At 54.6% G+C, this 25,774-nt stretch carries 26 protein-coding genes and 1 pseudogene; 13 read left to right on the forward strand and 14 right to left on the reverse strand.

The features are described from left to right. Positions 1–275: 275 nt before the first annotated feature. The 12 genes from AC13DE_RS03215 to AC13DE_RS03270 all read right to left on the reverse strand — a co-directional run bounded on the left by AC13DE_RS03215 (position 276) and on the right by AC13DE_RS03270 (position 12,639). Entirely contained in the window at positions 276–1,655 is a 1,380-nt protein-coding gene (locus AC13DE_RS03215; RefSeq protein WP_483047043.1) for a glutamine synthetase family protein, read from the reverse strand. Between the two features lie 2 nt (positions 1,656–1,657). Next, complete coding sequence (locus AC13DE_RS03220) at positions 1,658–2,977, reverse strand: Rieske 2Fe-2S domain-containing protein (RefSeq protein ID WP_483047044.1); 1,320 nt, start codon at positions 2,975–2,977, stop codon at positions 1,658–1,660. A gap of 83 nt (positions 2,978–3,060) precedes the next feature. Beyond that, the gene (locus AC13DE_RS03225; RefSeq protein ID WP_483047045.1) at positions 3,061–3,741 is read right to left on the reverse strand and encodes an MOSC domain-containing protein; all 681 of its coding nucleotides are present in this window, start codon (positions 3,739–3,741) and stop codon (positions 3,061–3,063) included. Positions 3,742–3,789: 48 nt separating this feature from the next. Next, positions 3,790–5,010, reverse strand: a complete 1,221-nt coding sequence (locus AC13DE_RS03230; RefSeq protein ID WP_483047046.1) for an NAD(P)/FAD-dependent oxidoreductase — start codon at positions 5,008–5,010, stop codon at positions 3,790–3,792. Positions 5,011–5,019: 9 nt separating this feature from the next. Beyond that, a complete protein-coding gene (locus AC13DE_RS03235; RefSeq protein ID WP_483047047.1) occupies positions 5,020–6,462 on the reverse strand; it encodes an NAD-dependent succinate-semialdehyde dehydrogenase in 1,443 nt (480 codons plus the stop codon). Next, a complete protein-coding gene (locus AC13DE_RS03240) occupies positions 6,459–7,214 on the reverse strand; it encodes an SDR family NAD(P)-dependent oxidoreductase (RefSeq protein WP_483047048.1) in 756 nt (251 codons plus the stop codon). Before AC13DE_RS03240 ends, AC13DE_RS03235 begins: the two co-directional genes overlap by 4 nt. 39 nt (positions 7,215–7,253) lie before the next feature. Continuing rightward, positions 7,254–7,577: a 2Fe-2S iron-sulfur cluster-binding protein gene (locus AC13DE_RS03245; RefSeq protein ID WP_483047049.1), complete on the reverse strand. Its 324-nt coding sequence runs from the start codon at positions 7,575–7,577 to the stop codon at positions 7,254–7,256. Positions 7,578–7,588: 11 nt separating this feature from the next. After that, entirely contained in the window at positions 7,589–8,833 is a 1,245-nt protein-coding gene (locus AC13DE_RS03250; protein ID WP_483047050.1) for a cytochrome P450, read from the reverse strand. Positions 8,834–8,904: 71 nt separating this feature from the next. Beyond that, positions 8,905–9,921 (reverse strand): 2Fe-2S iron-sulfur cluster-binding protein, encoded by a 1,017-nt coding sequence (locus AC13DE_RS03255; RefSeq protein ID WP_483047051.1) that lies wholly within the window; start codon positions 9,919–9,921, stop codon positions 8,905–8,907. Next, positions 9,918–10,895, reverse strand: coding sequence for a PdxA family dehydrogenase (locus AC13DE_RS03260; RefSeq protein WP_483047052.1), 978 nt, complete (start codon positions 10,893–10,895; stop codon positions 9,918–9,920). Before AC13DE_RS03260 ends, AC13DE_RS03255 begins: the two co-directional genes overlap by 4 nt. Beyond that, positions 10,892–11,377, reverse strand: coding sequence for an aromatic-ring-hydroxylating dioxygenase subunit beta (locus AC13DE_RS03265; RefSeq protein WP_483047053.1), 486 nt, complete (start codon positions 11,375–11,377; stop codon positions 10,892–10,894). Before AC13DE_RS03265 ends, AC13DE_RS03260 begins: the two co-directional genes overlap by 4 nt. Beyond that, positions 11,374–12,639: an aromatic ring-hydroxylating oxygenase subunit alpha gene (locus AC13DE_RS03270; RefSeq protein ID WP_483047054.1), complete on the reverse strand. Its 1,266-nt coding sequence runs from the start codon at positions 12,637–12,639 to the stop codon at positions 11,374–11,376. Before AC13DE_RS03270 ends, AC13DE_RS03265 begins: the two co-directional genes overlap by 4 nt. Positions 12,640–12,870: 231 nt before the next feature. Between AC13DE_RS03270 and AC13DE_RS03275 the strand changes: the two genes are divergently transcribed. Further along, on the forward strand, positions 12,871–13,434 hold the full coding sequence (locus AC13DE_RS03275; RefSeq protein WP_483047055.1) for an NADPH-dependent FMN reductase: 564 nt from the start codon (positions 12,871–12,873) through the stop codon (positions 13,432–13,434). A 128-nt stretch (positions 13,435–13,562) separates the two neighbouring features. Here AC13DE_RS03275 and AC13DE_RS03280 read toward each other — a convergent pair whose 3' ends face one another. Beyond that, positions 13,563–14,357 (reverse strand): IclR family transcriptional regulator domain-containing protein, encoded by a 795-nt coding sequence (locus AC13DE_RS03280; RefSeq protein ID WP_483047056.1) that lies wholly within the window; start codon positions 14,355–14,357, stop codon positions 13,563–13,565. A gap of 560 nt (positions 14,358–14,917) precedes the next feature. Between AC13DE_RS03280 and AC13DE_RS03285 the strand changes: the two are divergent. The 4 genes and pseudogenes from AC13DE_RS03285 to AC13DE_RS03300 form a co-directional block, all read left to right on the forward strand. Further along, a pseudogene (locus AC13DE_RS03285) lies at positions 14,918–15,343 on the forward strand (IS66 family transposase); the annotation flags it as partial. Between the two features lie 317 nt (positions 15,344–15,660). Next, positions 15,661–16,710 (forward strand): TRAP transporter substrate-binding protein, encoded by a 1,050-nt coding sequence (locus AC13DE_RS03290; RefSeq protein ID WP_483047057.1) that lies wholly within the window; start codon positions 15,661–15,663, stop codon positions 16,708–16,710. A 98-nt stretch (positions 16,711–16,808) separates the two neighbouring features. Continuing rightward, entirely contained in the window at positions 16,809–17,375 is a 567-nt protein-coding gene (locus AC13DE_RS03295; RefSeq protein ID WP_483047058.1) for a TRAP transporter small permease, read from the forward strand. Then, positions 17,372–18,694 (forward strand): TRAP transporter large permease, encoded by a 1,323-nt coding sequence (locus AC13DE_RS03300; protein WP_483047059.1) that lies wholly within the window; start codon positions 17,372–17,374, stop codon positions 18,692–18,694. The genes AC13DE_RS03295 and AC13DE_RS03300 overlap by 4 nt, the downstream gene beginning before the upstream one ends. Before the next feature lie 181 nt (positions 18,695–18,875). Here AC13DE_RS03300 and AC13DE_RS03305 read toward each other — a convergent pair whose 3' ends face one another. Continuing rightward, a complete protein-coding gene (locus tag AC13DE_RS03305) occupies positions 18,876–19,793 on the reverse strand; it encodes a LysR substrate-binding domain-containing protein (protein ID WP_483047060.1) in 918 nt (305 codons plus the stop codon). Between the two features lie 128 nt (positions 19,794–19,921). Here AC13DE_RS03305 and pcaC point away from each other — a divergent pair, with 128 nt between their 5' ends. The 8 genes from pcaC to AC13DE_RS03345 are packed head-to-tail and all read left to right on the forward strand — an operon-like array spanning position 19,922 to position 25,640. Beyond that, a complete protein-coding gene (gene pcaC, locus AC13DE_RS03310; protein WP_483047061.1) occupies positions 19,922–20,305 on the forward strand; it encodes a 4-carboxymuconolactone decarboxylase in 384 nt (127 codons plus the stop codon). After that, positions 20,302–21,030: a protocatechuate 3,4-dioxygenase subunit beta gene (pcaH, locus tag AC13DE_RS03315; RefSeq protein WP_483047062.1), complete on the forward strand. Its 729-nt coding sequence runs from the start codon at positions 20,302–20,304 to the stop codon at positions 21,028–21,030. The genes pcaC and pcaH overlap by 4 nt, the downstream gene beginning before the upstream one ends. Then, entirely contained in the window at positions 21,030–21,650 is a 621-nt protein-coding gene (gene pcaG / locus AC13DE_RS03320) for a protocatechuate 3,4-dioxygenase subunit alpha (RefSeq protein ID WP_483047063.1), read from the forward strand. The genes pcaH and pcaG overlap by 1 nt, the downstream gene beginning before the upstream one ends. After that, positions 21,643–22,482, forward strand: a complete 840-nt coding sequence (locus AC13DE_RS03325; protein ID WP_483047064.1) for a 3-oxoadipate:acetyl-CoA acetyltransferase — start codon at positions 21,643–21,645, stop codon at positions 22,480–22,482. Before pcaG ends, AC13DE_RS03325 begins: the two co-directional genes overlap by 8 nt. Continuing rightward, on the forward strand, positions 22,479–23,183 hold the full coding sequence (locus tag AC13DE_RS03330; RefSeq protein WP_483047065.1) for a CoA transferase subunit A: 705 nt from the start codon (positions 22,479–22,481) through the stop codon (positions 23,181–23,183). The genes AC13DE_RS03325 and AC13DE_RS03330 overlap by 4 nt, the downstream gene beginning before the upstream one ends. Beyond that, positions 23,183–23,806 (forward strand): 3-oxoacid CoA-transferase subunit B, encoded by a 624-nt coding sequence (locus AC13DE_RS03335; protein ID WP_483047066.1) that lies wholly within the window; start codon positions 23,183–23,185, stop codon positions 23,804–23,806. Before AC13DE_RS03330 ends, AC13DE_RS03335 begins: the two co-directional genes overlap by 1 nt. After that, positions 23,806–24,591 carry a 3-oxoadipate enol-lactonase gene (gene pcaD / locus AC13DE_RS03340; RefSeq protein WP_483047067.1) on the forward strand — a complete coding sequence of 262 codons (786 nt, stop codon included), beginning with the start codon at positions 23,806–23,808 and terminating at the stop codon, positions 24,589–24,591. Before AC13DE_RS03335 ends, pcaD begins: the two co-directional genes overlap by 1 nt. Continuing rightward, positions 24,588–25,640 (forward strand): 3-carboxy-cis,cis-muconate cycloisomerase, encoded by a 1,053-nt coding sequence (locus AC13DE_RS03345; RefSeq protein WP_483047068.1) that lies wholly within the window; start codon positions 24,588–24,590, stop codon positions 25,638–25,640. The genes pcaD and AC13DE_RS03345 overlap by 4 nt, the downstream gene beginning before the upstream one ends. Positions 25,641–25,774 lie beyond the last annotated feature (134 nt).

A 25,774-nucleotide genomic window follows, 5' to 3' on the forward strand; every position in this document is an offset into this window, starting at 1 on the left:
GATGTGTGGAATAGAAATCTTGCAACGGCGCGAGATCGCCGGAATGGGATGCCTGCCGATACGCAGGTCACGGGATGATCCGTCTCACAAACATTCTGGGCCGTTCAATCGGTCTTTCGAAAAATGGCGGCACCGACAATACCGGTGCCGCCAGTCGGTCGTCCACAGGGAGGTTGTAGAGGACGAATTCTACAGGGAAATTTGGGCGATCCAAAAATCGCATAATCGAAGTTATGCTAATCAAAGCTTCATTCACTACTGATGATCATATGCATTCAAAATATGTCAAAATACTCTGCTTGTTCCCATTCCGAGATATGTGCCAAATACCGCTCCCATTCAGCGCGCTTGATCTTGGACAAATAATTGACAAATGTATCACCTAATTCATTTCGATATAAATGAGATTTTTCGAATGATTGAATTGCTTCCAGTAAGTCTGTTGGCAGCTTAATTGCGTCTGTTTCATATGGGGTTTCAACTGCGGGTGGTGCCGCAAATTTCTGAGTTATGCCTGCCAAACCTGAAATTATCTGTGAGGCGAAGAAATAGTAAGGGTTTGCCGCAGTTTCTGCCACTCTGTTTTCTACTCGGCTTGCGATATCGCCAAAGGCCATAACGGCGCGGATCATTGAACCACGATTGTCATAGCCCCATTGGATCCGATCAGGCGCTAATTGGCCTGGGCGATAACGCTTGTACCCATTTACGGTCGGTGTGGTCAGAATGCAGCTCTCTGCCGCATGGGCAAGCAAACCCGCGATCCACCCGCTAGCGGTCTTGCTAAGCCCACCATCCTTGCGAGGAATCATCATGTTTTCGCCGGTCTGTGCATTCAGCACAGATTGGTGAAGATGCCAGCCGCTTGCAGCGCCGTCTTTGACGCGCGGGCGGCACATGAACGTGGCGTGAAGCCCGCGCCGCGCACAAACCTCTTTAACGAGGGTCCGCAGCATCACCATATTGTCGGCATGGATCAAGGGTGCGTCAGGATCAAAAGTGAATTCGAACTGGCTAGGCCCCATTTCGATCTCGGTCGTGCGTATCGGCAAGCCCATTTGCTGACATACTCGGCGGAGATCGTCCAATACCGTCTCGACCTCGCCGTAGCGAGTTTCGGACAGAAATTGATAGCCCTGTGACAAATTCCGGGTCAAGGGAGCGGTGCCGGGCATGGCTGTGGTCTTGTGATCAGGGCCGGGATCCAAGATCTCGAAAATATGAAACTCCACCTCAAGACCTACAAGCATCTTTAATCCCTGAGCCTCTAATTTTGAGACCGCAGATTTCAACAGATCACGGGACACGAATGGAATAGGGTCACCATTCCGCATACGTGTGTCGCACAGAATCCATGCGGAATGGGGTGACCATGGCAATATCCGGAAAGTCGATGGATCAGGAAACAACGTCACGTCGCCTACGCCAGACATTGGGCTATCGGCAGCGGACCAAACTGGAAAAACCGTGCGGTTCGAGGTATCTTTCAACAACAAACTTGATGGTACGTTCATTCCATTTGAAAAAACTGAGGCCAAAGCGCTTGCGACGATTGTCTTGCCACGCAGAATGCCATGTTGATCGGCGAACAGGACGCGGATGGTTTCAGTACCGCTCTTTTTGACCTGCTCCAGAACGCTATTGACGAGATCCATGCTCAAACCTTGGCGTCCCAATCGATACAGGCTTGGCGCCGTGCCGTATCGCTGATTTCTAAAGTTTCGCGCCACGCATCCCACGGGCCAATAGCGTCGATTGAAACCGGTCCGAGAATCGAGCGAACATCGGAACCGCTGCTCATTGGCAAAGCTGCGGCGTTCCCTGCTGCTAGGTTTTCAATCGCGTCGCGTAGCATTCGGCGATACTTGATGATGCCGACATCAGTTTTCCCCAAATGCTCGTTCCGGCGGTTAAATATCGGGCCCGGACTCTCTACGGCCCACTGATCGTGCACATTGATATCAAGGCCCATACCAGTAAAGGTTTTGACCGCCTGCTCTTCGGGATCGTAGCCATAGTTGTTGCTCTTGTTCCGAAGGGGAGCATAATCTGGAAGTCGATGCTCTTTCAGTCTCTGGGCGCGCATCAACTCTTTGTCTACCGGGTTCTTGAAGCTGGTAAACATTGAATACCAATAACAATTTTCATCGTCGATTGGGACGTGCCACTGCGTAATGACCATTTCTCGGCTCATGGGGATGTGGATTGCGCAAGGGAAAATTTGATTGGTGACACGCACGTGTGTCTGGCCATTGTCCAAACTGCGTAATGCAATAAGGCGCATGCCATACTCGGTTTCTTCAACCGTGATCTCAGGGCGCGGATAATCGCGCAAAAGCTTCGTCATTGGAATGCCCGTGTCGGCGGCCTTATCACGAAATTGCTTTCCATAGCTGTCTTGCGGGTCTTCGTCCTCTAGGAAGCGATGCAGAAAGGATGCGTGCGCGGGGTCGATTCCGACTTCCAACGCCTGCAACCAATTGCATTGCCATAGGCCCTTGAACGCAAACACATGAGTTTCGGGTGCGCGAAAGCAGTCAAATTTTGGAAATTCCGGCGGCTCACCAGACCCCATATAAGCGAAAATGATGCCATTTCGTTCTACCACAGGGTATGAGTTGATACGGATGCGTTCGTGCGTTGTCGAGCCTTCCGGCTCTCCCGGTTGTTCGACGCATTGCCCACTGCGATCAAAATGCCAGCCATGAAATGGGCAGCGAAGCCCGTCATCTTCGAGTCGGCCATAGCAAAGGTCGGCGCCGCGATGGGGACAGGCGCGCGCAACCAAGCCCAGCGTTCCTGTGTTATCGCGGAAAAGCACCAGATCTTCGCCGAGTAAACGCACTGGCACCAAAGGGCGCGGACCCTTCAATTCTTCGCTTAGTGCGGCAGGTTGCCAGTAATGTCGGAACACGCCCCCGGCGGAGGAGCCGGGCCCTGTTTGCGTGAGTAGATCGTTTTGCTCTTGCCCCATCATGGCCACACCTCATTTATTCTTGCAGTTCTTGCAGTTCTTGCAGTTACGGTTTGGTTTGCTGATTAGATCTCCGCGTTTAAGCACTAATCTCGGAGGCGAGAGGACCAACTTTCAACGGCTCGATTCTTCAGTCTGGACTTAATCAAATTCTTCCAAGAAACGGAAAGCTCTCTCACTGTGCCCAGATCACTAGTAAGATCAAAATTCAATGGAGCGTGGTAGAGTGTCTTATGAACCCTTTGCAAAGTCCATTCCCGGTTTGGCCTCTCGATGAGAGTAATCGCATCTCCTGCTGCCACCCACCCAGTTTGCAAGACTCTATAATACCAGCCGGTCAAACCGGATGACTGAACAAGTTTCGCAAACCCGGGCTGACTGATCTGGACGTTAAGCTTCCAACAAGGTTGTCGTGGTTGTGACACCTGCACAACCGCCTCGCCAATCTGAAAGGAATCACCGAGGCATACGTTGGTCTCATCGTAGCCGTATGCAACGATATTCTCTCCGAACGTACCAGGGCTAAGATCCTCGGTCCCTGGCAAAACCCGTTTCCAGTGTTCATAATGACCAGAGCAGTATTGATGCAGCGCCTTGTCAAGCCCGCCATGTTTTTCTTGATCGGCCTGCACGTCGCCTTCTATCCCAAGGGGGGACAGCCAAACCTTTCCGAGAACCGCTTTCTTAGTGATAGCACTGCACGCGTTGTTTGGCCCGAATGGGACCGGTGTTCCAATCCGTACTTCCGAAACAAGAGCCGACTTCATATGGTGCTTCACCTTCCCACAAGACGATTTGCCTAAGGATCGCCTTGGTTATGCGCCCAAGACGGACCTTGGGTCAAAGTCAGGATCCCTGATCTGCTCAATGCTCGCCAATTGATTTGACGAAAACATTTTCTTTGCGGTCATGAATGTCCGAGGATCATTCATCGCATCGACCGAAACCAACCGCTCGTTTGCGAAATACCACACAGACAGGCTGCCGGGTTTTGCTCCGATACGCGTTACGGTGTCCGTATAGCTTTGATTTAACCCTGCAATTTGAAGTTTTACATTGAATTGATCCGACCAAAACCATGGGTATGGAGTATATGGAGTTTCAAACCCTGCCATATTCGCCGCCGTAGACTCGGCCTGATCTACCGCGTTCTGAACGGATTCTAGCCGCACCATCTGGCCCAGATATTCGAACCGTGTGCAGTCACCAGCGGCGTAAATGTCTTTATCGTTCGTCTGTCCGAAGGAATTGACAAGGATTCCTTGATCCACGTTCAGGCCGGCATCTCGGGCTAGGTCGTCATTGGCCACGACACCGACGCCAACAATCACGAAATCAACCTCCATAGCGCTGCCGTCAGAAAACTCAGCGCCCACCACGCTGCCATTGTCACCGACGAGACGCTTTACGCCAAGACCTTCGTCAATCTGCACACCGTTTTCGTGGTGGAGCTGTCGAAAGTAGTTTGATGTTTCGGCGCAGGCAACGCGTTGCAAGATGCGGTCGGCAATCTCGACGACCCGCACCTGAAGACCTTGCTTGCTCAGCACTGCGGCTGCTTCCAGCCCGATATAGCCGCCGCCGATCACCAAGGCACGCCGTCCCGAAGCAACTTCGGTTGCAAAAGCGTTCGCATCGTCGATGCCACGAACCACATAGACACCTTTGAGCTCCCCGCCCATCTCGCTTGGCAAGGCTCTGGGACGCGTGCCCGTTGTCAGGGCCAGCTTGTCATAGTCCAGAACGCGCCCGTCATCGAGTTCGACCTGCTTGGATTTTCTATCAATACGCACGACGCGATGGCCCGAGAGAAGGGAGATATCGTTCTTTTGATACCAAGCCTCGGGGCGAAGGAACAAACTCTCGACACTCATCTCCCCGGTTACATATTTTTTTGACAACGGTGGGCGCTGATAGGGAAGATAACGTTCTTCGCCCACTATGGTAATCGCAGCCTCGCTATCCTGCTGTCTGTACTTTCCCGCAAGAGAGCACGCGGCCTGCCCCGCACCGACAATGAGTATCTTCTTTTTCATGTCAGTTTCCTATGCTGTCGCCTCGGAGACAAATTTGGTGGCAAGATAGGCGTCAAAGGTCTCGCTGCCGCCCTCGCTGCCCATACCGCTATCCTTGATGCCTCCCAAAGGTGTCTCTGGCAATGCGATGCCAAAGTGGTTGACGTTCACCATGCCCGCTTCGAGCCTTGTGGTTACATAGTGCGAGGTCCGGAGCGATTGGGTGAAGACATAGGATGCAAGCCCGAACGGCAACGCGTTTGCTCGGGAAAGCACTTCATCCACATCACTGAAGGTTGTGATAGGAGCGACCGGTCCAAACGGTTCTTCGCGCATGATATTTGCCGTGTCAGGCGTATTCATCAACACGGTCGGCGGAAAGAAGTTTCCTGGGCCGGACATGGCCTTACCGCCGGTCAATATACTTGCACCTTTGGCGGTAGCGTCGGAAACAAACTCGGTCATCGCGCTCACACGTCGGTTATGGGCTAGCGGGCCCATTGTCGTGGCACTGTCCATGCCGTCTCCGACTACGCGCGCTCCAAAGGCTTTGGAAAATTTTTCTCCAAACTCTTCGGCCACGCTTTCATGGACATAGAACCGACTTGGCGACATACACACTTGACCTGCGTTCAACCCCTTATAACCGGCCAAAAGGGTAGCTGCCTTGTCAATATCGGCATCATCGAACACCAGAACCGGAGAATGCCCACCCAGTTCCATTGTGACGCGCTTCATATGCGCGCCAGCCATTGCCGCTAGATGTTTTCCAACGGGGATTGACCCGGTAAATGAGATTTTGCGCACGTTAGGTGACTTGATGAGATGCTCCGATATCTGAGCAGGCACGCCCCAAACGACATTGAGGCACCCCGCTGGCAAGCCCGCGTCATGAAACATTTGCGCCAGCGCAACGACGGCGCTTGGTGCGTCCTCGGAGGCCTTGAGGATAATTGTACATCCCGATCCCAAAGCAGCGCAGATTTTGCGAAGCGCCTGATTGAGTGGATAATTCCAAGGCGAGAATGATGCACAAACGCCAACAGGCTGGCGAATGACAGTCTGGCGGACGCTTGGATTACGCGGCGGGATGACGCGCCCGTAGATGCGGCGACATTCCTCTGCGTGCCACTCTGCATGATCCGCGGCCCCCATGACTTCCATTTTGGCTTCGGTCAGCGGCTTGCCCTGATCCATTGTGAGGCTATAGGCGATATCCTCGACCCGTTCTCGGATCATACCCGCAACGCTGCGCAGAATACGGCTGCGTTCTAAGGGTGACGTCCAGCGCCACGTTTGGAACGCACGATCCGCCGCAGCAATGGCTGCATCCAGATCGTCGGGCGTTGCATGGGGCAACTGGCCGACAACTTGTCCGTTGGCCGGGTTATAAACCGGCTCTCCATCCCGATCATCGGCCCCTATGAAATGGCCATCAATATACATGGACAGTGAAGCATACGACCGGGTCACAGGAAGTAGCTCCCGCCATCTACGGCGACGGTCTGTCCGGTAATGAATGCCGCGCCATTACTGGCAAGAAAGAGCAGCGCGCCAGTCAGATCACCCGGTACCTGATCGCGCGGGATGGAGCGGCTGGACTTCCTGACCACGTCGCCCATGACTTCTTCCATGCCAGTTGCAAGCACTCCGTCGCTGAGCGTAAATCCAGGCGCAATGGCATTCACCGTAATGTTGTCTTTGCCCAATTCACGCGCCAAGGCGCGGGTAAACGACACAACAGCTCCCTTGCTAGACGTGTAGTGCAGCATGAACGGAGCACCTTTAAGTTGCGACGTTGACGCGATATTCACGATCCTGCCGGCCGTACTCTTACGCAGTTCTGGAAGCGCCGCTTTGGCACAAAGAAACGGGCCGAGCGTATTGACCTCCATCACTTTCATCCATTCAGCGGGTTCAATTTGGTCAAATGGCTTTAGCTTCAGCGAGGTGAAAATACCCGCATTGTTCACCAACAAATCCAGGCCGCCAAAATTGTCGACCGCCGCAGCAACCATCGCGTTTGTGTCGTCTACGTTAGTGACATCGGTTTTAACGCCGATCACATCAAAGCCTTCGCTTTTAAGTCCATTGGCAGCATCATCCGCTCCGGCCATATCTGCGATGACAACGGCGTATCCTACGTCAGCAAGGCTTCGCGTGAACGCAAACCCAATACCGCTTGCGCCACCAGTTACAATCGCCACTTTTTTCTTAGTGTTCATGGGGTCTTCCAATTCTTTCTCACCGGGAATGCAGAACATTCAGCCTTGGGTTTCAGGTAACCGAACAATGATCTGCTCTATCCCTTCAGGTACATAGAGTTGGCAGCTCAGCCGGCTTTCCGGCTGGCGATCTTCCGCAACGCACTCCAGCATTTCTTCCTCGACGTCGCTTATCGTGGTGAATGCCGAGGCTGAATCCTTTTCAAGATACACATGGCATGTTGCGCACATCGCTGCTCCGCCGCATTCGGCCACAATGCCGGGAATATCGGCGTCAATGGCGGTGCGCATTACATTTGCTCCGACATCCACTTTGATATCCGTTCTGGTCCCGTCGGCGAGTTCATAGGTGATCGTAGGCATGTCGCCCTCCCTTAGTGTTTTTTGGCCGTCACGCGCATTGGCATGCTGGTATATCCGCGTACGGTGTTATTGAAATGCAGAATCGGTTCCCCCAACAGTTCAATTGATTCGACTTTGGATGCCAAAGTTCGCAAAGCGATTTCGCCTTCCATCCGCGCAATCATTTGACCAGCACAGCCATGAATCCCTGCTCCGAAGCCCATGTTGCCCGTGGCTTTGCGCAATACGTCAAAGCGGTCGGGATCCGCCCAATGACGCGGATCGCGATTTGCTGAGGCAACAAAAACCAGTACCTTTTGTTCCCTTGCCAAAGGAACGCCTTCCAGTTCGGTTTCCTTTGTGGTCGTGCGATAGAAAGAGTGGAAGGTGCTGTCATAGCGCAGAACTTCTTCAATTGTCGCACGCGCTCTTTTCGGGTCATCGCGCAACACGGCCCATTGGTCTGGGTTGCGGCCCAGATTGACGAGCGCGTTCCCCATTGTGAAAATTGTCGTGTCCAATCCGGCCGAGAGAGTTGTGCGCACGAGCATTCCCGCATCTTCATGCGAAATATCGCCCGCATCAGCTGCAGCATAAAGCTCTGCGCCAAATCCGTCCGAAGTCAGGTTTTCGCGTTGGCAAGCATTGGTAATCCATTCCGTCGCAGGCCCCAGATTTGCGAGGCATTCTTTGAAACGATCATTGGCGGGGCCAAACGCGTTGAAGACCATATCGCCATAGGGCAGAAGATGCTCCCGTCCGTCCTTTGGCACACCAACCGCGTCTCCAAAAACTTTGATCGGGAACGCGTCTGCCAAGTCCTTAACGCCGTCGCAAACACCCTTTTCAATCATCCGATCAACCATCAGCTCCGCCTGAGCTTCGAATGTGGAAGTCAGTTTTTTCAATGCGCGGGGTGAAAGAATACGCGTGAAGACGGCTCTGGTCTTGGTATGCTCGGGCGGATCAACTTCCAGAATGATACTTGGTTGCCGCCAAGGTTCTTCGGTGTGAAAATTGGTAAGGCCGACGCCGGCACTGGAGCAATATGTTTCCGGATCGGTCAACACGTTGCGTACACTATCGTACCGCGTCACCGCATAAACCCCGTATTTTTCCAGCCAGACGATTGGCCCCGCCTCGCGCATCATTTCGTAATGCGGATATGGATCCCTAAGCACCTCTGATGCGTAGGGGTCAAAGTCGAGCGAAGTAACACCTTCAACCGGTACTGGATATGAGTGAGATCTGCTCTCAGGTTGCTGTTGAAATTTCACGGCATACTCCTCCCTTGGAATTTAGCCTTGACGAATTTGTCAGTTGTGATGCTTGTCCCTGTGGTTTTTGCCTATGCAGGCATATCGTCTGTTGGTTCGCCCGAGGGCACAAACGCATCGCTGTAGAAGGCCGCCTTATCGAGCTTGGAGTCGGCGCAGAAATCCTTTTTTGCGGCGTCAATCATCATTGGGGCACCACAAGCATAGACCTCTAGGCTGGACATATCCGGATGGTCCGATTGGACCGCCTTATGTACGAAGCCGGTACGACCATTCCATGTGTCGGGAGGATTCGAAAGAACGGGCGTAAACGTAAACCACTCGTGCTTTTCGGCCCACTTGTCTGGAAGAGAGCGCAGGTAGATATCGGCTTCGGTGTTCGCACCCCAATAGAGATGCATTGGACGCGAGCCACCCTGCTTGATTTGGTGTTCGACGATCGATTTGATCGGGGCAAATCCCGTTCCCGTTGCGATCAGGATCGCGGGCTTATCTGTGTCTTCATTCAAGGTGAAATTGCCAAAAGGAAGCTCGACGGAAAGAACAGCCCCCTTTTCAAGGTTGGCAAGAACCGTTTGAGAAAACTTCCCGCCGGGAACGTGGCGAATGTGCAATTCAATACCATCGTTCTGATGGGGTGGATTGGCCATCGAGTAGTTTCTGCTATCGCCGTCGGGCATTAGCACACTTAGGTATTGACCAGCCTGAAAGACGGATCGGTTGCCAATTGGGAACCTCAAGCCAATGACAGACACGTCAGAGGCGGGTTGCTCAATTTTTCGAACTTTGGCCTCGAATGTCTTGCGAGAAACGGGTTCAACTTTCTTGATACTTTTCGGGGCGATTTCAAGATCCGAGCGAGGTCTTGCCTGGCACAAAAACACACCTTCGGCAGGCCCGACGCAGGTACCCTGCCCTCGAACGGCAGCCTCGCCGGATGTAATACCACCTTCGCATGATGAACAGACGCCTTTTCGGCAAGAATAAGGGATCGCGAAGCCGGCACGTTCGGCCGCATCCAAAACGGTTTCATCCTCGGTGCATTCAAAAATGATGTCTTCGCCTGTGACAGAGATTTGATAGGTCATTTTGCCCCTCCAACTAGTTCTACTGCTCGAATGACAGCCTCAGGGTCTGCGCAGTTTTTGCCCGCAATATCAAAGGCCGCGCCGTGCCCAACGCTGGAAAATAGGGTGTCAGCCCCGATCGACAGTGCCGACGCTTTTCTCCCCGCCAGCAACTTGACGGGAATATGTCCTTGATCGTGATACATCGCGACATATGCATCGAAACCGTCACGGGCCAGCATTGTGTCGGCGCCTTCGGGGCCGTGTGCATCGACGCCTTGCTCCCGCAGTTTTTGGATCGCTGGGGCGACGATACGGTTGTCCTCGTCGCCGAACAGGCCGTTTTCGCCTGCATGAGGATTGATCCCAAACACTCCGATCCGCGGTTTCGCCACTCCCAAATCGCGCAGGGCGGAATCAGCGGCAAGCGCGGCCTTCTCAATCAGTTCCGAGGTTAACCGCTTTAACGCGCCGTTGATCCCTTCGTGGAGCGTAACGTGTACAACGCGGAGCCCTCCGCCAACCAACATCAAGAAGACGCTGTCGGGCCCGGTTCTCAACAATTCCGACAGCAAATTCGGATAGCCTGAAAAGACACGCCCAGAGGCATTTACTGCCGTTTCGGAATGGGGGCACCCGACAACTCCTCGACCGGCTCCGTCGGCAAGCAACGCCAAGGCCGCTTCGACATAGGAAACGGTGGCCCGCCCGGCAGCGGCATCAACGGTCCCGGGTGCGTAATTCGCAGGAGGCATTGCATTTTTGACAAACAGATCGATCGTTTTAGCCGTGCTACCCCACTTTGAACGATCGGTTTGCACGCCAAATCCGAGGGCGTCTGCGAGGGGAGCAACGATATAGTCGTCCCCAAGCAAAACAGGCCGATAACGAGGATCTGCATGCAATGCCGCCGCTGCTTTGACCGCAATTTCCGGACCAATACCATTGGGATCACCAATGGTGACCAGCACCGGCTTGGTATTTGCGCTTGTCACAGTGGAAACCCGAGAAGTGTATCGATATAGCTGCTGTCAAGAACGACAATGCGCTTCATGATCTTCGCATCGCTTTCTGTGACTTTGTACCGATCAACATAGCGCCCCGTGGCAAACAGGTCGGTCGGGCCCTCACGGGTAATTCTTGCCACCATGAACGAGGTTTCGGATTCCACCTCGCCATCCTCAATGCTCGAAATATGAGGTTGTCCGAGAATGTGCCGGTACGAATGCCGTTCGTAAACATTTGCCTCCAGCAGCGACAAAATGCGGTCATGCAGCATCGCCTTGCTGTCCAGCCACATCAAACCGGCCTCAAGACCCTGGGCAAAGTTGTCAGCAGACGTGATCTGATAAAAGCAGTCATCGACAAAGAACGTTGGCCAATCATAGAAATCACCGTCGTCAATCGCGTAGACATACCGTGCCTGAACCATCCCGATGAGGTTTGTCAGCTCTGCTATTTTCTTGTAGTCGTTCACAGGCCCATCCTCCCACGATATTCGGTCCAGAACCCACGAATGGCGGCCTCGGTAATGCGATCTGTTCCTGTCTCGATTGAATGTCCGCCCATCGCGAGAACGGCGCGCTCGTCAGGTGCTCCCTTTGTTCCGCGTTGAACGAAGTTCCCGATGCACCCATCTTCCATCGAAACATACCCGCCCGGTCCGATCAGGTTGGACAGCTTCAGGCGCATTTTGCGTTGTTCCGGTGTGTCGTCCTCGAACCCGATATAGGTCCATTTCAGATGCATACTGTCCGTGCCCTTGGGCAGAACCGTTCGTACCGCAATCGAGTTTTGGATCTGTTGCAAAACGAAGTTCGGAAATACGGACAAGATTTGCAAAGTAATATCGTCGTCGTATTCCTTGAAGCTCGCCAAGAGCGACATATCAGTCAGACTGAGATCGGAATCTGATCGAATATTCTCGTCTTTATAGGCATTCTTCTGATCATCATCCAGCGTCTCGCCGTGATCCACACACGAATAGCTGACATGACATCCACCTGTATCATTGACGATAATCCCACCCTTTTGCGACAGACGATTAAGCTCGAACGTCGTGAAGAAGGTATGAAGGATGCTCGCATGGTAACTGTCTTTAGTGTTTTCGACGTAAAGCTTCCAGTTGTTCGGAAGGATCTGGGTGAAACGCCCCAAGACAACCGGTTTCCGTCCACCTAGAACACGCTCGATACGCTCTAGGACGGCTTCACCGAGATAGTCTTCGATGTCATCAACATTTTCGTCGAAACTTCCGAAAACCAGCCCATGCAGAACTGACACCCGCATTTTGCGAGGCCCCTGGTTCTCCATTTTGAAATCATCGGCGATGCCACCGCAGCCCTTGATTCCATCCTTGAAGGCAACCCCGATCAAATCGCCCTGAAGACTGTGTGTCCATGCGTGATAGACGCATGTGAAGTCTTTAACGTTTCCTCGATCTTCCAAGGCTAGCAACGAACCACGATGCGCGCAGCGATTTTCGAAAGCATACAACTCTCCGTCCTTATCGCGAGTTACGATGACGGGAGTTTCTCCGGCAGAAACAGCCACGAAGTCTCCGGCCTCTCTGAGCTCGGCCTCTAAGCATAGGAAGTTCCACACAGGGCCGTGAAATAGCTTCCTATTCTCCGCTTCCAAAATATCTTGACGCTGAAAAATCCAATAAGGAACACGCGAGGCCCCGTCTTCAGTGGACCACGTTGGTCGTTTTGCCTCAGTTTCTTCAAGAGTTGCCACCAGTGTGTCTCCCTATATGCTTTAGTTCGTATATCGAACAAGTTTCGAATATCGTACTTTTAGTCTTTACACGAGCATGTTTTGGTGTCAAGTCCTCGTTGAGGTGGGGCGGGAGACGCGATGGGCGAGGCAGATCGACCCGGAAGGTCGGCTCTAGGGCGGACCTAAGTGCGCTTTGCGCTCTGAAACGCCAAAGATGTCTAACTTATCCAGAAATGTTGGAGACCGGATATGAGCAAACTATTGTTTTTCGCAGGAAGTAGCCGAAAAGAATCGGTCAATTCTAAACTGGCGCAATCAGCGGCGGAGCTCGGGCAATCATTCGAGCCTGGTAGGATCTCAGTTACGCTCGTTGATCTTGCAGATTTTGATGCGCCGAACGTTGATGGGGCGAGCGCGACAACATCCGAAGTGCCGGAGCAAGTGATCAAGTTCCGCGAGTTGCTGCGGGCACATGATGGGTTTTTCATAGGTTCAGATGAATACACCGGCGCGTATTCATCGATATTACGAAATTTGATTGGATGGTTAGTGCTCACAAGTGGACCGGACGACACTGCGTTCAAAAGCAAACCTGTTGCCATTTGCGGGGCTTCTTCGCGCGGAGTCGGGTCTGTTCGTGGGCATCCTGCTCTCCAACAGTTATTCGTTACTCTTGGAGCGAATGTAATTTCTCAGCACATCCGGCTTGGCACCGGCGCGAGTGCATTCCAGCAAGATGGCAAATTGACAGAAAGCGTAAAAAGGCAATTGCTTGACAACGCCATTCCAAAACTCCTCTCTGCTGTTGGATAGGATACGAGTATTTCGGGTTGGTAGAAAATGGCAGTGTGATTGTGTCCTACATCCGACTCATGTCTCAGCTGCGTTGCCATGGGTTGGAAAGTTTTAGGACGTCTAACAGAATTTCCAGGAGTGATTGCTCAGAGTGATTGCGAAAGCTTGCTCGCATAAGTTTGCAAAATTGGCAGGAAATCCTTCCGCAATCGATTTGTGGAAATTCTGGCACTGGAGGCACTCATACTCATTGCAGCCACTGTATTTTGATGGTTGTCCATTACAGGCACAGCCACAGAAACCATGCCTTCCTCCAACTCGTTGATAGTAATTTCGTAGCCATCGTGTCCTATCTTTTCAATGCGTTCGCGAAGTTGCTCTCTATCTATTATTGTCGCGGGCGTGAGTTTGAGAAGCTTAGTTGTGTCCAAGTACTCATTGAGCGTTTTTACAGATTGCGCTGCCAACAGTACGCGACCCGTCGCAGACGCGTATGCTGGCAATCGACCGCCCAATTTGGCGAGGCTAGAGATTATCCGTTCCGCTTCGACGCGGGCAACAAACACAGCGTAACCGTCCTCGAGAATTGCCAGCGAGATTGATTCATGCAACTTGTCACGTGCTGCTTCGAGATGTGTTTCTGCCAGTTGAGGTAATGATGCAGACTCGTAATAGGCAGCGCCGAGTCGCAGCATTCGAGGAGTTGGTCTATACTTTGATCCTTGTCTAAATAGATATCCGGCATCCGTAAGGGTCAGTAAACATCGTCGCGCACTAGCGCGTGAGATCCCAGCGACGGCCGCTGCGCTTGCGACCGTAAGATGTTCATGGCTTGAACCGAAGGCCTCGATAATCGCCAAGCCCTTGGCCAGGCCAGCCATGCCTTCTGGGGCGCGATCTTTCGAAGATGCAGGTTGCGGGGAGCTTTCACCATCGGTCATTGGGATTTGCCTACCTATTAGAGTTCGAGCTTCAAACAACTACTCAAAAGCCTGAGGCAAAACAAGAATCCGAATGCCAAGCTTTTGGGGAGTAACACATCATCTCCGTCATCTCTATGACAAAGTAGGCGATGTTCCCATCTCACCTTTCCGCTGATGGCTTCGACTTCGAGGTGATGCTCATCTCATGATGGGAAGTGGACTTCGCAATGTGTTCAACAAATTCGTGCCTCGGATCGTTAGGCGTCGAGCCTTACGCGCTCGGTCATTGGCGATGGACCGATGCCGGCAAGGCTCGTGCGGAGGCCGACACGTTGGAGCCGACCGCCAGCAAGAGTTCCGTGGTTGAACGGTATGCCATCTATCCGAACCCACTTTCAAAACGGCGGTGTCTGGTCAAGCAGAGCAAGCTGATGCTGCCCGCTGCCGAGAGTGAGGATCAGGTCTTCGCACCCCTCGTCGTCCGTGAGGCCGCGAAAGAAAGGACAAAGCCGGAGATGCCGGCGCAGGAGGTGGTGATCCTGATCGCTCAAGGCGTGGTCGCGATCCAACTCGGGCACGGCACCGCAACCTTCCACCTCGGCCCTGTGGTTGATCGACTAACCGAGCATCTTTTGTCTTCTGGAACGCCCTTCATGGTCCAGACCACGGCACCTGTTCTGGACCCGGGCCGTGGCCGGACCAAGACTGGCTACTTCTGGGCCTTGGCGCGTGATGACAGGGAACGAGGCGGCGACAACCCGCATGGCGGGATCTTTACTTTGCAGCCAAGCCGCGTCGAGGTCCATGCCGAGCAGATATCGCAGGGATTCGACTGCATTCTGCAGCTTGACGGATATGCTGGCTATGACCGACTGACACGCCCCTCGCGCAATGGCGGCGCGCTGATTACGGTCGCGTACAGTTGGGCACACGCGCGCTGTAAGCTGAGGGTTTTCGATCGTGATGGATCTGAGATCGCAGCCGGGAGCCTACGCCGGAATGCTTAACTCTACCGCATCGAAGTCTAGACCTGCAGTCTGAATCGGATAATAAATTAATATTTATCAATAGTTTATTATGAGATTAGAAGTCACTTCTACCAAGCATTCCAGAGCCGTACAGCAATGCCGAGCATGTCCTCACTTTCAGCGTATCACTGAGTCGCATCCCTGCCGGATTGACTGCATTGACAACCGTTCTCGGAATCAATAGTGTTCGATATAGATGCAATGTTCGTATAGCGAACAATGACAAGAAGCGCTCGGAGCGTTGTCGACACGAATGGCGGTCGCCGAAGAGCAAAATTGAACTGGGAGGAACCATGATGAAAATTTCGTTTAAGTCGGCTGTACTTGCAGCTGTTGTGGGGGTGGCTGGAACGTTGGCGACAATTACTGGCGCTTCAGCGCAAGAGTTCACCCTCAAATTGCACCAGTTTTTACCTGCCCAGGCCCACGTGCCCAAAAACGTGCTGGACGTATGGGCTGACAACGTGGAGCGGGACTCTGGCGGTCGGATCAAGATTGAACGCTATCCCTCAATGCAACTCGGAGGCAGACCACCTGAGTTGATAGAACAAGTCACAGACGGCGCAGTCGATATTATCTGGACAGTAATCGGTTATACCCCAGGTCGTTTCCCGCGCACCGAGGTTTTTGAATTACCCTTTATTCTACCAAATGCGGAAGTCGGGTCGCGCGCCTTCTACGAAATGTTCGAAAACAAGATGAAGGACGAAGAGTTCAAAGACATGCATGTCTTGGGGGTTTGGACACATGGACCGGGGTCTTTTCATTCTTCCAAACCTATCAGAACTCTAGACGATCTGAAGGGTATGAAGATTCGTGGCGCTTCTCGGACAGTTAACATGCTCCTTGAAGAGTTGAGTGCGACGCCGGTGGGAATGCCGGTCCCGGCTGTTCCAGAATCGCTATCTAAGGGCGTCATTGATGCAGCAACTCTGCCATGGGAGGTCGTGCTGAGTTTGAAAGTCCCTGAGCTTGTACACAATCATACAGAGTTCACTGGCAACGCACTTTATACCGCAACTTTTGTATTCGCGATGAATAATGCGACATACGATAGTCTGCCCGATGATCTGAAAAAAGTGATCGATGACAACTCTGGGTTTGAATTTTCCGCTTGGGCCGGTGTCACTCAAGAAGAATATGCAGCGCCGAGCCGGGAAATTGCTCGCGGAATGGGAAACAATATTATTGTACTTGATGAAGAGCAGACCTCGATTTGGAGAAACGCCGCACAACCTGTCTATGACAAGTGGGCGGCGGATATGGACGCACGCGGCTATGACGGGAAGGCCTTGATCGCCGAGGCGGAAGCACTCATCGCGAAATATACCGCTGCGCAATAATAGCAATAAGCTGTTGCGTTGTAGTCAGGTGCGTCGCCGCACCTGATTACAACCGTTTGGCATATGATATCGACCGGACCTTCTCCGTGAGCCGGTTCTTGAAATTCGAAACCACGCCGATGGGAGGGGTGCAAATGACGGTAGGTCAATTTTTTAAGCAACTGGCGAAAACAGTGGCGATACTGGGTGGTATTGTTTTGCTCGGTATTACTGTTTTGACATGTACGTCCATTATCGGGCGCTCGCTGATTGGCGTCGGGCTGGGTCCTATCAAAGGAGATTTTGAGCTTGTCGAGGCCGGTATCGGCTTTGCCGTGTGTGCTTTTCTCCCGTGGTGTCAGGTCCAACAAGGGCATGCAACCGTCGATCTGTTCACCAATATGCTGTCAGCAAGGATAAATCGTTGGATCAATCTTATTGCTGAGACGCTTATGGCTTTGGCCATATTCGTTATGACCTGGAAACTATGGGACGGAATGGCCAGCAAGCTCCAGTATGGCGACACCACCTTTATCCTTGAAATGCCAACGTGGTGGCCTTATGCGGCCTGCTTTTCCGCATTGGTCGTGGCCTGCGTCGTGGCGATTTACCTCGTGATAGTCAGAGCTGTCGAGTTGCTGACCGGAAAAACTAACATCAACCTTGGTTCAGGAGCGGTTCATTGAGTATCCTTGAAATCGGAATATGGTCGTTTCCTGTCCTGCTGATCATGATTTTTCTACGTATTCCCATCGGCTTGTCGATGTTGATAGCTGGGTTTGTCGGATCATACTTGGTCACCGGAAGTTGGCTACCCATCATGTCCAAGATGAAAAATGAGACGTACTCAACTTTTTCCAGTTATTCACTATCGATTGTGCCATTGTTTTTGCTTATGGGTCAGTTCGCCACTTTGGGCGGCATGTCACAAGCGCTATTCAAAGCGGCCGAAACCTGGATGGGGCATAAGAAAGGCGGGGTTGCGATGGCTGCTATCGGGGCTTGTGCCGGTTTTGGTTCGATCTGTGGATCTTCTTTGGCCACGGCAGCCACAATGAGTCAAGTGGCCCTGCCAGAGCTACGCCGATATGGATACTCTGGAAAGCTGGCCACTGGTACGTTGGCGGCAGGCGGAACACTAGGAATTCTCATCCCTCCGTCGTTTGTCCTTGTTATTTATGCCATCCTGACTGAGCAGAATATTGCAAAACTATTCGTCGCGGCGTTTGTACCGGGGCTACTCGCAGCGGTTGGCTATATTATCGCTATCTCGATCTATGTACGAATATTTCCGGACTCAGCAGGTTCGCGTGCACGTGCGCCCTACAAAGAAAGGTTTCGTTCTCTTTTGGATGTTTGGCCGGTTCTTGTAATATTTCTTGCAGTTGTAGGGGGTATCTATTCCGGTTGGTTTACGCCGACAGAGGGGGCAGCGGTCGGAGCAGCCGGAACAGGGCTACTTGCACTCGTGAATGGTGGGCTTACTTGGAAGACTCTTATTGAGTCAATTCTCTCGACTGCGTCAGCCACCGCCATGATTTTCTTCATTGTTTTCGGCGCTAGTATCTATAATGGCTTCCTGGCGCTGAGCCATGTTCCTGTAGAGCTCGCAAACTGGGTCGTAGAGTTGGGATTAAACCCGTGGGCAGTGCTGGTTCTGATTCTGTGTATTTACCTGATACTAGGGTGCGTCATGGATTCCTTGTCCATGATCCTTCTTACCATCCCGATCTTTTTCCCGATTGTTACAGCGCTCGATTATGGATTGGGTTCCGAAGAATTTGCTCTGTGGTTCGGAATCTTAGTCCTCATTGTTGTCGAAGTGGGGTTGATAACGCCGCCGGTAGGTATGAACCTTTTTGTGATCAACTCAATGGCGAAAGAGACGCCACTTTCGTCAACGTTCAAGGGTGTCGTCCCATTCATTATGTCCGATTTGATTCGGACAGCGATCTTGGTCATGTTCCCATCGATCACGTTGGTTCTCTTGCGATTGCTATACTGACGTGAAGCTCTGATTAAAGTTGGACTGCTGCAAACTGTTTTTCCCAACCGCGCTTTGCGTTTCCGAGGCAGTTCTTAGGCGTCCGATCTGACTGAACGGCACCGCATTATGAGTGATAGATTGTGTCCTCTTTGGATGGCGGACACAATTGACTCCTCAAAGTCGTCGCGAAGCCACAGCATCAACAGAGACGCTGCGATCCGGGGCGCATCTGGAGGGCGACAAGCTCGTCGGTGGATGCTCTAAGGCAATCTGCGAGCACATTCCGTTCAACGCTAAGCGGGGCGAAGCGCGAAACGCTGATGCCCACAGGCCCGGATAAGAGCGGCGAGGCAAGGTCCACAGTAATCAGTGTTCCAAGCCTCACTTCCTCTGCCACTACCCCACGCGAAATGAACCAGAGCATGTTGGAGGACTGGACAATCTTTCTTCCTGCTGGCAGCGCGACGGTTTCAATATCACCGCGCATCTCGGGCAAACCGATGCTGGACAGATATCGGTCAACTGTACTGAAAATCACGGCACCCTTGGGCGGAAGAACAAGAGGGAATCGTCTGATTTCCACTTCGGGGTTGCTCGCGGCAATGATTGGGTGGTCCGGGCGGCAAACCAGCACGACATCTTCGATATAAAGCTGCTGGAATGTCACGCCTGATGACGCTTCGCCTTCCGGCATTCGTCCCACGACAAGATCGAGTGTTCCGTCGCGCAGCTGGTTGAATAGCAGCCAGTTTGGCCCAGTCAGGATGTGGAGCCGGACATTCGGAGATTCCTCGCGAAATCGAAGGGCCGCCCGGGGAAGCAGATCTGTGGACGCGGTCGGCAAGGCTCCCACCGAAAGCCGGACCGTCGCACCCCCTTCCTTTGCCAGCCGATCATACCCCCGCATGAGTTCCGTCATCGAGGCCGCTGCATGGCTTTGAAACATCCGTCCTGCTTCGTTCAATCGCAAGCCCCGTCCGGCGCGATCAAATAATTGCGCCCCCAGAATATCCTCCAACTCCCTCAAGCTCCGCGAGACAGCTGGTTGTGTGATGTTGAGCCGGTCTGCCGCAACCGAAACGCTTTCGGCGCGCGCGATTTCAAGAAAACAACGCACGTGTCGTAGCCTGAGGTGAGTATCCCAATTCATAACGGAAATGGTATCAGTTCGGCGAAAGATATCAATATTATAATCCATCAGTCATGATTAAATTGGGCCCGACAGATAACGCATAGGAGCATTTCATGTCGGACGACTGTTATGATCGAGGCATGCGAACCCGCCGCTCGGTACTTGGCGATGCCCATGTCGACCGTGCCGAGGCCGCCAAGACGCCTTTCGATCTGCCGTTCCAAACCCTGATTACCGTAGGGGCCTGGGGAACGGTCTGGGCCGACGACGCGATCACGCGGCGCGAACGCTCGATGCTGACACTGGCGCTACTGGCGGCGACCGGGAACTTCGAGGAAATACCGATGCACATCCGGGCTACCGCCAATACCGGTGCGACCAAGGAGGACGTCATTCAGGCGTTCATGCATGTCGCCATCTATGCCGGTGTGCCGAATGCCAACCACGCCATCAAACTTGCCAAAGCGACCTATGCCGAAATGGAGGAGATCACATGACCCAGCCCGGAGAATTCTACCAACGCGACCGGACTATACAGCCCCCGGCCTTCACACCGGACTACAAGACGTCCGTCGCGCGCAGCCCGCGCTATTCAATGATTTCCCTGCAGAATTCCGTGTCGGAAATCACCGGACCGCGGTTCGGCCACAGTGACATCGACGCAGGCGATAACGATCTGCTGACGAACTATGCCAAGGCGGGCGAAAGCCCGATAGGCGAGCGGATTATTCTGCACGGTCGTGTTCTGAATGAGAATGCCTGTCCAGTACCGAACACGCTGGTCGAGATATGGCAGGCCAATGCGGGCGGGCGGTATCGCCACAAGAAGGACACCTATCTTGCACCCATCGACCCCAACTTTGGCGGCTGCGGACGCACGTTGACGGATGAAAATGGCTATTTCTTTTTCCGCACCGTCAAGCCCGGTGCCTATCCGTGGCGCAACATGGTTAACAACTGGAGGCCGGCTCATATCCACGTTTCAGTCTTCGGTTCGGGCTTTGTGCAGCGCCTGATCACCCAATGCTATTTCGAGGGTGATCCGCTGATCCCGATTTGCCCAATCGTGCAGACGATCCCGGACCCGGATGCCATCGAACAGCTCACGGCCAAGCTCGACCTGAACGCGACGATCCCGCTCGACAGCATTGCCTACAAATTCGACATTGTGCTGCGCGGCCGTCGCTCGACACTCTTTGAAAACCGTCTGGAGGGAAACTGATGCCTCAAGAACTCGCCTACCTGAAAGAATCCGCCTCCCAAACTGCCGGTCCCTACGTCCATATCGGTTTGGCACCAGGTGCAGCAGGATTTGACATCTACCGCCAGGAGTTGGGTCACGACATCACCGGACCGAACGCCAAGGGCGAACGCATCCGCGTGGAAGGTCGCGTTGTCGACGGCATGGGCGCACCGATCAAGGACGTTCTGCTCGAAGTCTGGCAGGCCAATGCCGATGGGCACTACGCCCACCCCGAAGGTGGTGGCGACGTCGAAGACGGCTTTCGCGGCTGGGGTCGGGTCATCTCCGATTTCGATACCGGCGAATGGTCGTTCGAAACGGTAAAGCCCGGGACGACCAAAGGCCGAAATGTAAGCATGCAGGCTCCGCACCTGAACCTCTGGATCGTCGCGCGCGGGATCAACATCGGCCTCAACACGCGGATGTATTTCGGTGACGAGGCGCAAGCCAATGCCGCCGACCCGGTGCTGAACCTGATCGAATGGAAGCACCGCCGTGCCACCCTGATCGCGGACCGCAGCGAGGCGAGCGGTCTTCCCGTCTACCGCTTTGACATCCAGCTTCAGGGCGAGAACGAAACGGTGTTCTTCGATGTCTGATCCCTGCATCATCTGTGTCGCCATCACCGGGTCGTTGCCGACAAAGGCCAACAACCCGGCGGTTCCTATAACCGTCGCCGAGCAAGTCGAAAGCACCCATGAAGCCTTCGAGGCCGGAGCCTCTATCGTTCATGGCCATGTGCGCAACGATGATGAGACGCCGTCATCCGACCCCGAGAAGTTCGCGCGCCTGAAGGAAGGGTTGGAAAAACATTGCCCCGGCATGATCATCCAGTTTTCCACTGGCGGTCGATCGGGTGCAGGCCACACACGCGGCGGCATGCTGTCGCTAGCACCTGATATGGCGTCCCTGTCGGTAGGGTCGAACAACTTCCCCACTCGGGTCTACGAAAACCCGCCCGATCTGGTCGACTGGCTCGCGTCCGAGATGAAGGCACACGATGTGAAGCCGGAGATCGAAGCCTTCGATCTCAGCCACATCTTCCAAGCAGCAAAGATGCATGCTGACGGGCGGATCAAGGACACCCCCTATGTGCAATTCGTCATGGGCGTCAAAAACGCGATGCCGGTCGACCGCGACGTGTTCGATTTCTACATCAAGACCGTCAAGCGGCTTTTTGGGGAAGCGACGCCCTGGTGCGCGGCAGGCATTGGTGCCCGGCAATCGACGCTGAACGACTGGGCCGTGTCCTCTGGCGGTCATGCCCGCACGGGGCTCGAGGACAATGTCCGGCTTGATCGCGACACGCTGGCACCATCGAACGCAGCGTTGGTGCGCCGGGTGGTCGAGCTCTGCGAGACATACGAACGCCCGGTGGCCACATGGACCCAGGCTAGAAGGATATTGGGACTGAAGGAGGTCGCCGCATGAAGAAAGTTTATGACACGGCAAAAGAGGCCCTGAGCGGTCTCTTGCGCGACGATATGCTGATCGCCGCCGGAGGCTTTGGCCTTTGCGGCATTCCAGAGCTGCTGTTGCAGGCGATCAAGGAGAGCGGGGTCAAGAATCTGACTTTCGCGTCGAACAACGCAGGCGTCGACGATTTCGGGATTGGCATCCTGCTGCAGACCCGACAGGTGAAGAAGATGATTTCTTCCTATGTCGGCGAGAACGCCGAATTCATGCGCCAGTACCTGAGCGGAGAGCTGGAGCTTGAGTTCAACCCGCAGGGCACCCTAGCCGAGCGCATGCGCGCCGGCGGCTGCGGCATCCCGGGATTCTACACCAAGACCGGTGTCGGCACAGTGATCGCCGAGGGCAAGGAAGTGAAGCCCTGGGGCGGCGAGGACTACATCCTCGAGGAAGGCATCTTCGCGGACCTGTCCATCGTCAAGGCGTGGAAGGCCGACGACACGGGCAACCTCGTCTTCCGAAAGACGGCGCGCAATTTCAATCCGCCTGCCGCAATGTGCGGCAAGATCTGCGTCGCAGAGGTGGAAGAGATCGTGCCGCGCGGCAGCCTCGACCCCGATCACATCCACCTGCCCGGCATCTACGTCCACCGGATCGTGCAGGGCGCGCATGAAAAACGCATCGAACAGCGCACCGTTCGTCAGAAGGAGACCGCATAATGCCCTGGGACCGAAACCAAATGGCGGCACGCGCCGCAGAGGAACTCGAGGACGGCATGTATGTGAACCTCGGCATTGGCATCCCGACGCTGGTGGCGAATTATGTGGGCGACAAGGACATCACCCTGCAATCCGAGAACGGCATGCTGGGCATGGGCCCCTTCCCCTTCGAGGGCGAGGAGGACGCGGACCTGATTAACGCCGGCAAGCAGACGATCACGGAACTGAGCCGCACCGCCTATTTCGACAGCGCCACCAGCTTTGGCATGATCCGCGGCGGCAAGATCGCGGCGGCAATCCTTGGTGCCATGGAAGTGGCCGAAAACGGCGATCTGGCGAACTGGATGATCCCCGGCAAGCTGGTCAAAGGCATGGGCGGGGCCATGGACCTTGTGGCTGGCGTGGGCCGCGTGATCGTGGTGATGGACCACACCAACAAGCATGGGGACAGCAAGGTGTTGAAAGAATGCACCCTGCCCCTGACAGGCAAGGGCGTGGTCGACCGGATTATCACCAATCTTGGCGTGCTGGATGTTGTCGAAGGGAGCCTGCGCATCGTGGAATGCGCCGATGGCGTCAGCGAGGACGAGTTGCGCGCCGCCACCGAAGCAACGCTTGTCTGATGTCTGACTTCCTGCGCGTGAATGGCCGAGTTCACCATTTCAACCTGCGCCCAGGCATTGCGCGCGTGCCGATCGTGTTCGTCAATTCGCTTGGCACCGATTTGCGCATCTGGGACCGCGTGATTGCCGCCCTCCCTGCGGACTGGACCGTTCTGGCTTACGACAAATCCGGGCATGGCCTGTCTCAGGGTGGCGCGCGAACCATCGAAGATTTCGCATCCGATCTTGCGGCACTGATGGACGCAAATTCTCTTGCAGGCGCACTGATCTGCGGCGTGTCCGTGGGTGGCATGATCGCACAGGCGCTGGCCGCGTCCCGGCCTGATCTTGTCGCAGGATTGGTGCTCTGCAACACCGCACATCGGATCGGCACGGCAGAGAGCTGGGAGGAGAGGATCGCCGCGCTGGACACAACCGGCCTGGAGACGATGGCTGACGGCATCATCGAGCGCTGGTTCTCACCAACCTTCCGCCGCAATCATCCGCAGGAAACAGCCGGCTACCGGATGATGTTGGCGCGCACGCCGCTGGCAGGCTATCGCGCGATTTGTGGGGCGATCCGCAATGCGGACCTCAGGGAGGCAACGCAACGCCTCACTTGCTCGACGCTCTGCGTCGCGGGGGCCGACGATCAAGCAACCCCTCCCGATCTGGTTCAGTCAATGTCGCAGCTTATCACCGGGGCGGCCTTCACCTGCTACGACAATGTGGGCCACCTGCCCTGCATCGAGGCGCCCGAACGGATCGCCAGGGACATCCAGACTCATATGGCGGCCCTGACATGATCTCGGTGTTCGAACATCCCTGGCTGGGGGGGCTTTTTGGGGATGACGAGGCTGCCGCCCTCTGGTCGCCAGAGGCGCAATTGGGTCATTTCCGCGCATTCGAAGCGGCACTCGCACGCGCGCTGGAGCAGAGCGGACAGGTTCCGTCAGGGTACGGCGCGGCGGCGGCCACTGTCATCGAAACCGCAGATATCGACCTGCAAGGTCTCGCTCAAGGGACAGCCACCGATGGCCTACCAATCCCAAACCTGGTCAAACAACTGCGTGCAGCGGCAGGCGATTATCGTGCCGCCGTTCACACCGGAGCCACCTCGCAGGATGTGATGGACACAGCTCTTTCCCTGACGTTGAAAGCCTTGACTGACATCTTGCAACTCCGGCTGAAAGACCTCGATGCAACGCTTGCCGGACTGACACAATCTCAAGGCACAAACGCCCTGATGGGCCGCACCCGTATGCAGGCCGCCCTGCCCATCACCGCCGGGGACCGTCTTGCGTCCTGGCGGCAGCCGCTGGCAACCTATATCGCCGCCCTGGAGGGTTTGCGGCCGCAAGTTGAGCGGCTGCAACTTGGTGGCGCAGTCGGAACGCGGCGCGATTTCGGCGAGGCCGGTCCACAGATTGCCGCGCAGATCGCAAAGGCTCTCGGACTACACGACGGCCCGGTCTGGCACACCGACAGGACTGGCGTTGCGGCCTATGCCGGGTGCCTGTCGCTGATCACCGGCAGCCTTGGAAAGATCGGACAGGACGTGGCCTTGATGGCCCAACAGGGCATCGACGAAGTCACGCTGGCGGCAGGCGGCGGCTCCTCGGCCATGCCGCATAAATCGAACCCGGTTCTGGCAGAGCTTCTGGTGACCCTGGCGCGTTTCAACGCAACCCAGCTTTCAGGGGTGCATCACGCACTGGTGCATGAACAGGAACGCTCTGGTGCGGCATGGATGCTAGAATGGATGATCTTGCCGCAGATGTCCGTAACAACCGCCCGCGCGCTCTCAGCCTCACAGGCACTGTGTGCGCAAATCAGAGCTGTTGGGAAGGCGTGAGACAAACTAAATTTCAAACCCTATACTGGTGTCGAGAGTTCACACAAAAAGCATCCAAGCCGAATAAAGAGCCAGAGAAAGGGAAGCCCGGGTGCCGGGCTTGAAAGGATAGAGAGAGGCTCATCCGGGTCCGG

This window comes from Sulfitobacter sp. L-8 (genome assembly GCF_056859255.1).

Bases quoted from the DNA above. Each gene is read 5' to 3' on its own strand.
- AC13DE_RS03215 (WP_483047043.1), bottom strand. From the start codon at position 1,655: ATGGATCTCGTCAATAGCGTTCTGGAGCAGGTCAAAAAGAGCGGTACT.
- AC13DE_RS03220 (WP_483047044.1), bottom strand. From the start codon at position 2,977: ATGATGGGGCAAGAGCAAAACGATCTACTCACGCAAACAGGGCCCGGC.
- AC13DE_RS03225 (WP_483047045.1), bottom strand. From the start codon at position 3,741: ATGAAGTCGGCTCTTGTTTCGGAAGTACGGATTGGAACACCGGTCCCA.
- AC13DE_RS03230 (WP_483047046.1), bottom strand. From the start codon at position 5,010: ATGAAAAAGAAGATACTCATTGTCGGTGCGGGGCAGGCCGCGTGCTCT.
- AC13DE_RS03240 (WP_483047048.1), bottom strand. From the start codon at position 7,214: ATGAACACTAAGAAAAAAGTGGCGATTGTAACTGGTGGCGCAAGCGGT.
- AC13DE_RS03245 (WP_483047049.1), bottom strand. From the start codon at position 7,577: ATGCCTACGATCACCTATGAACTCGCCGACGGGACCAGAACGGATATC.
- AC13DE_RS03255 (WP_483047051.1), bottom strand. From the start codon at position 9,921: ATGACCTATCAAATCTCTGTCACAGGCGAAGACATCATTTTTGAATGC.
- AC13DE_RS03275 (WP_483047055.1), top strand. From the start codon at position 12,871: ATGAGCAAACTATTGTTTTTCGCAGGAAGTAGCCGAAAAGAATCGGTC.
- AC13DE_RS03280 (WP_483047056.1), bottom strand. From the start codon at position 14,357: ATGACCGATGGTGAAAGCTCCCCGCAACCTGCATCTTCGAAAGATCGC.
- AC13DE_RS03290 (WP_483047057.1), top strand. From the start codon at position 15,661: ATGATGAAAATTTCGTTTAAGTCGGCTGTACTTGCAGCTGTTGTGGGG.
- pcaC (WP_483047061.1), top strand. From the start codon at position 19,922: ATGTCGGACGACTGTTATGATCGAGGCATGCGAACCCGCCGCTCGGTA.
- pcaH (WP_483047062.1), top strand. From the start codon at position 20,302: ATGACCCAGCCCGGAGAATTCTACCAACGCGACCGGACTATACAGCCC.
- pcaG (WP_483047063.1), top strand. From the start codon at position 21,030: ATGCCTCAAGAACTCGCCTACCTGAAAGAATCCGCCTCCCAAACTGCC.
- AC13DE_RS03325 (WP_483047064.1), top strand. From the start codon at position 21,643: ATGTCTGATCCCTGCATCATCTGTGTCGCCATCACCGGGTCGTTGCCG.
- AC13DE_RS03330 (WP_483047065.1), top strand. From the start codon at position 22,479: ATGAAGAAAGTTTATGACACGGCAAAAGAGGCCCTGAGCGGTCTCTTG.
- AC13DE_RS03335 (WP_483047066.1), top strand. From the start codon at position 23,183: ATGCCCTGGGACCGAAACCAAATGGCGGCACGCGCCGCAGAGGAACTC.
- pcaD (WP_483047067.1), top strand. From the start codon at position 23,806: ATGTCTGACTTCCTGCGCGTGAATGGCCGAGTTCACCATTTCAACCTG.
- AC13DE_RS03345 (WP_483047068.1), top strand. From the start codon at position 24,588: ATGATCTCGGTGTTCGAACATCCCTGGCTGGGGGGGCTTTTTGGGGAT.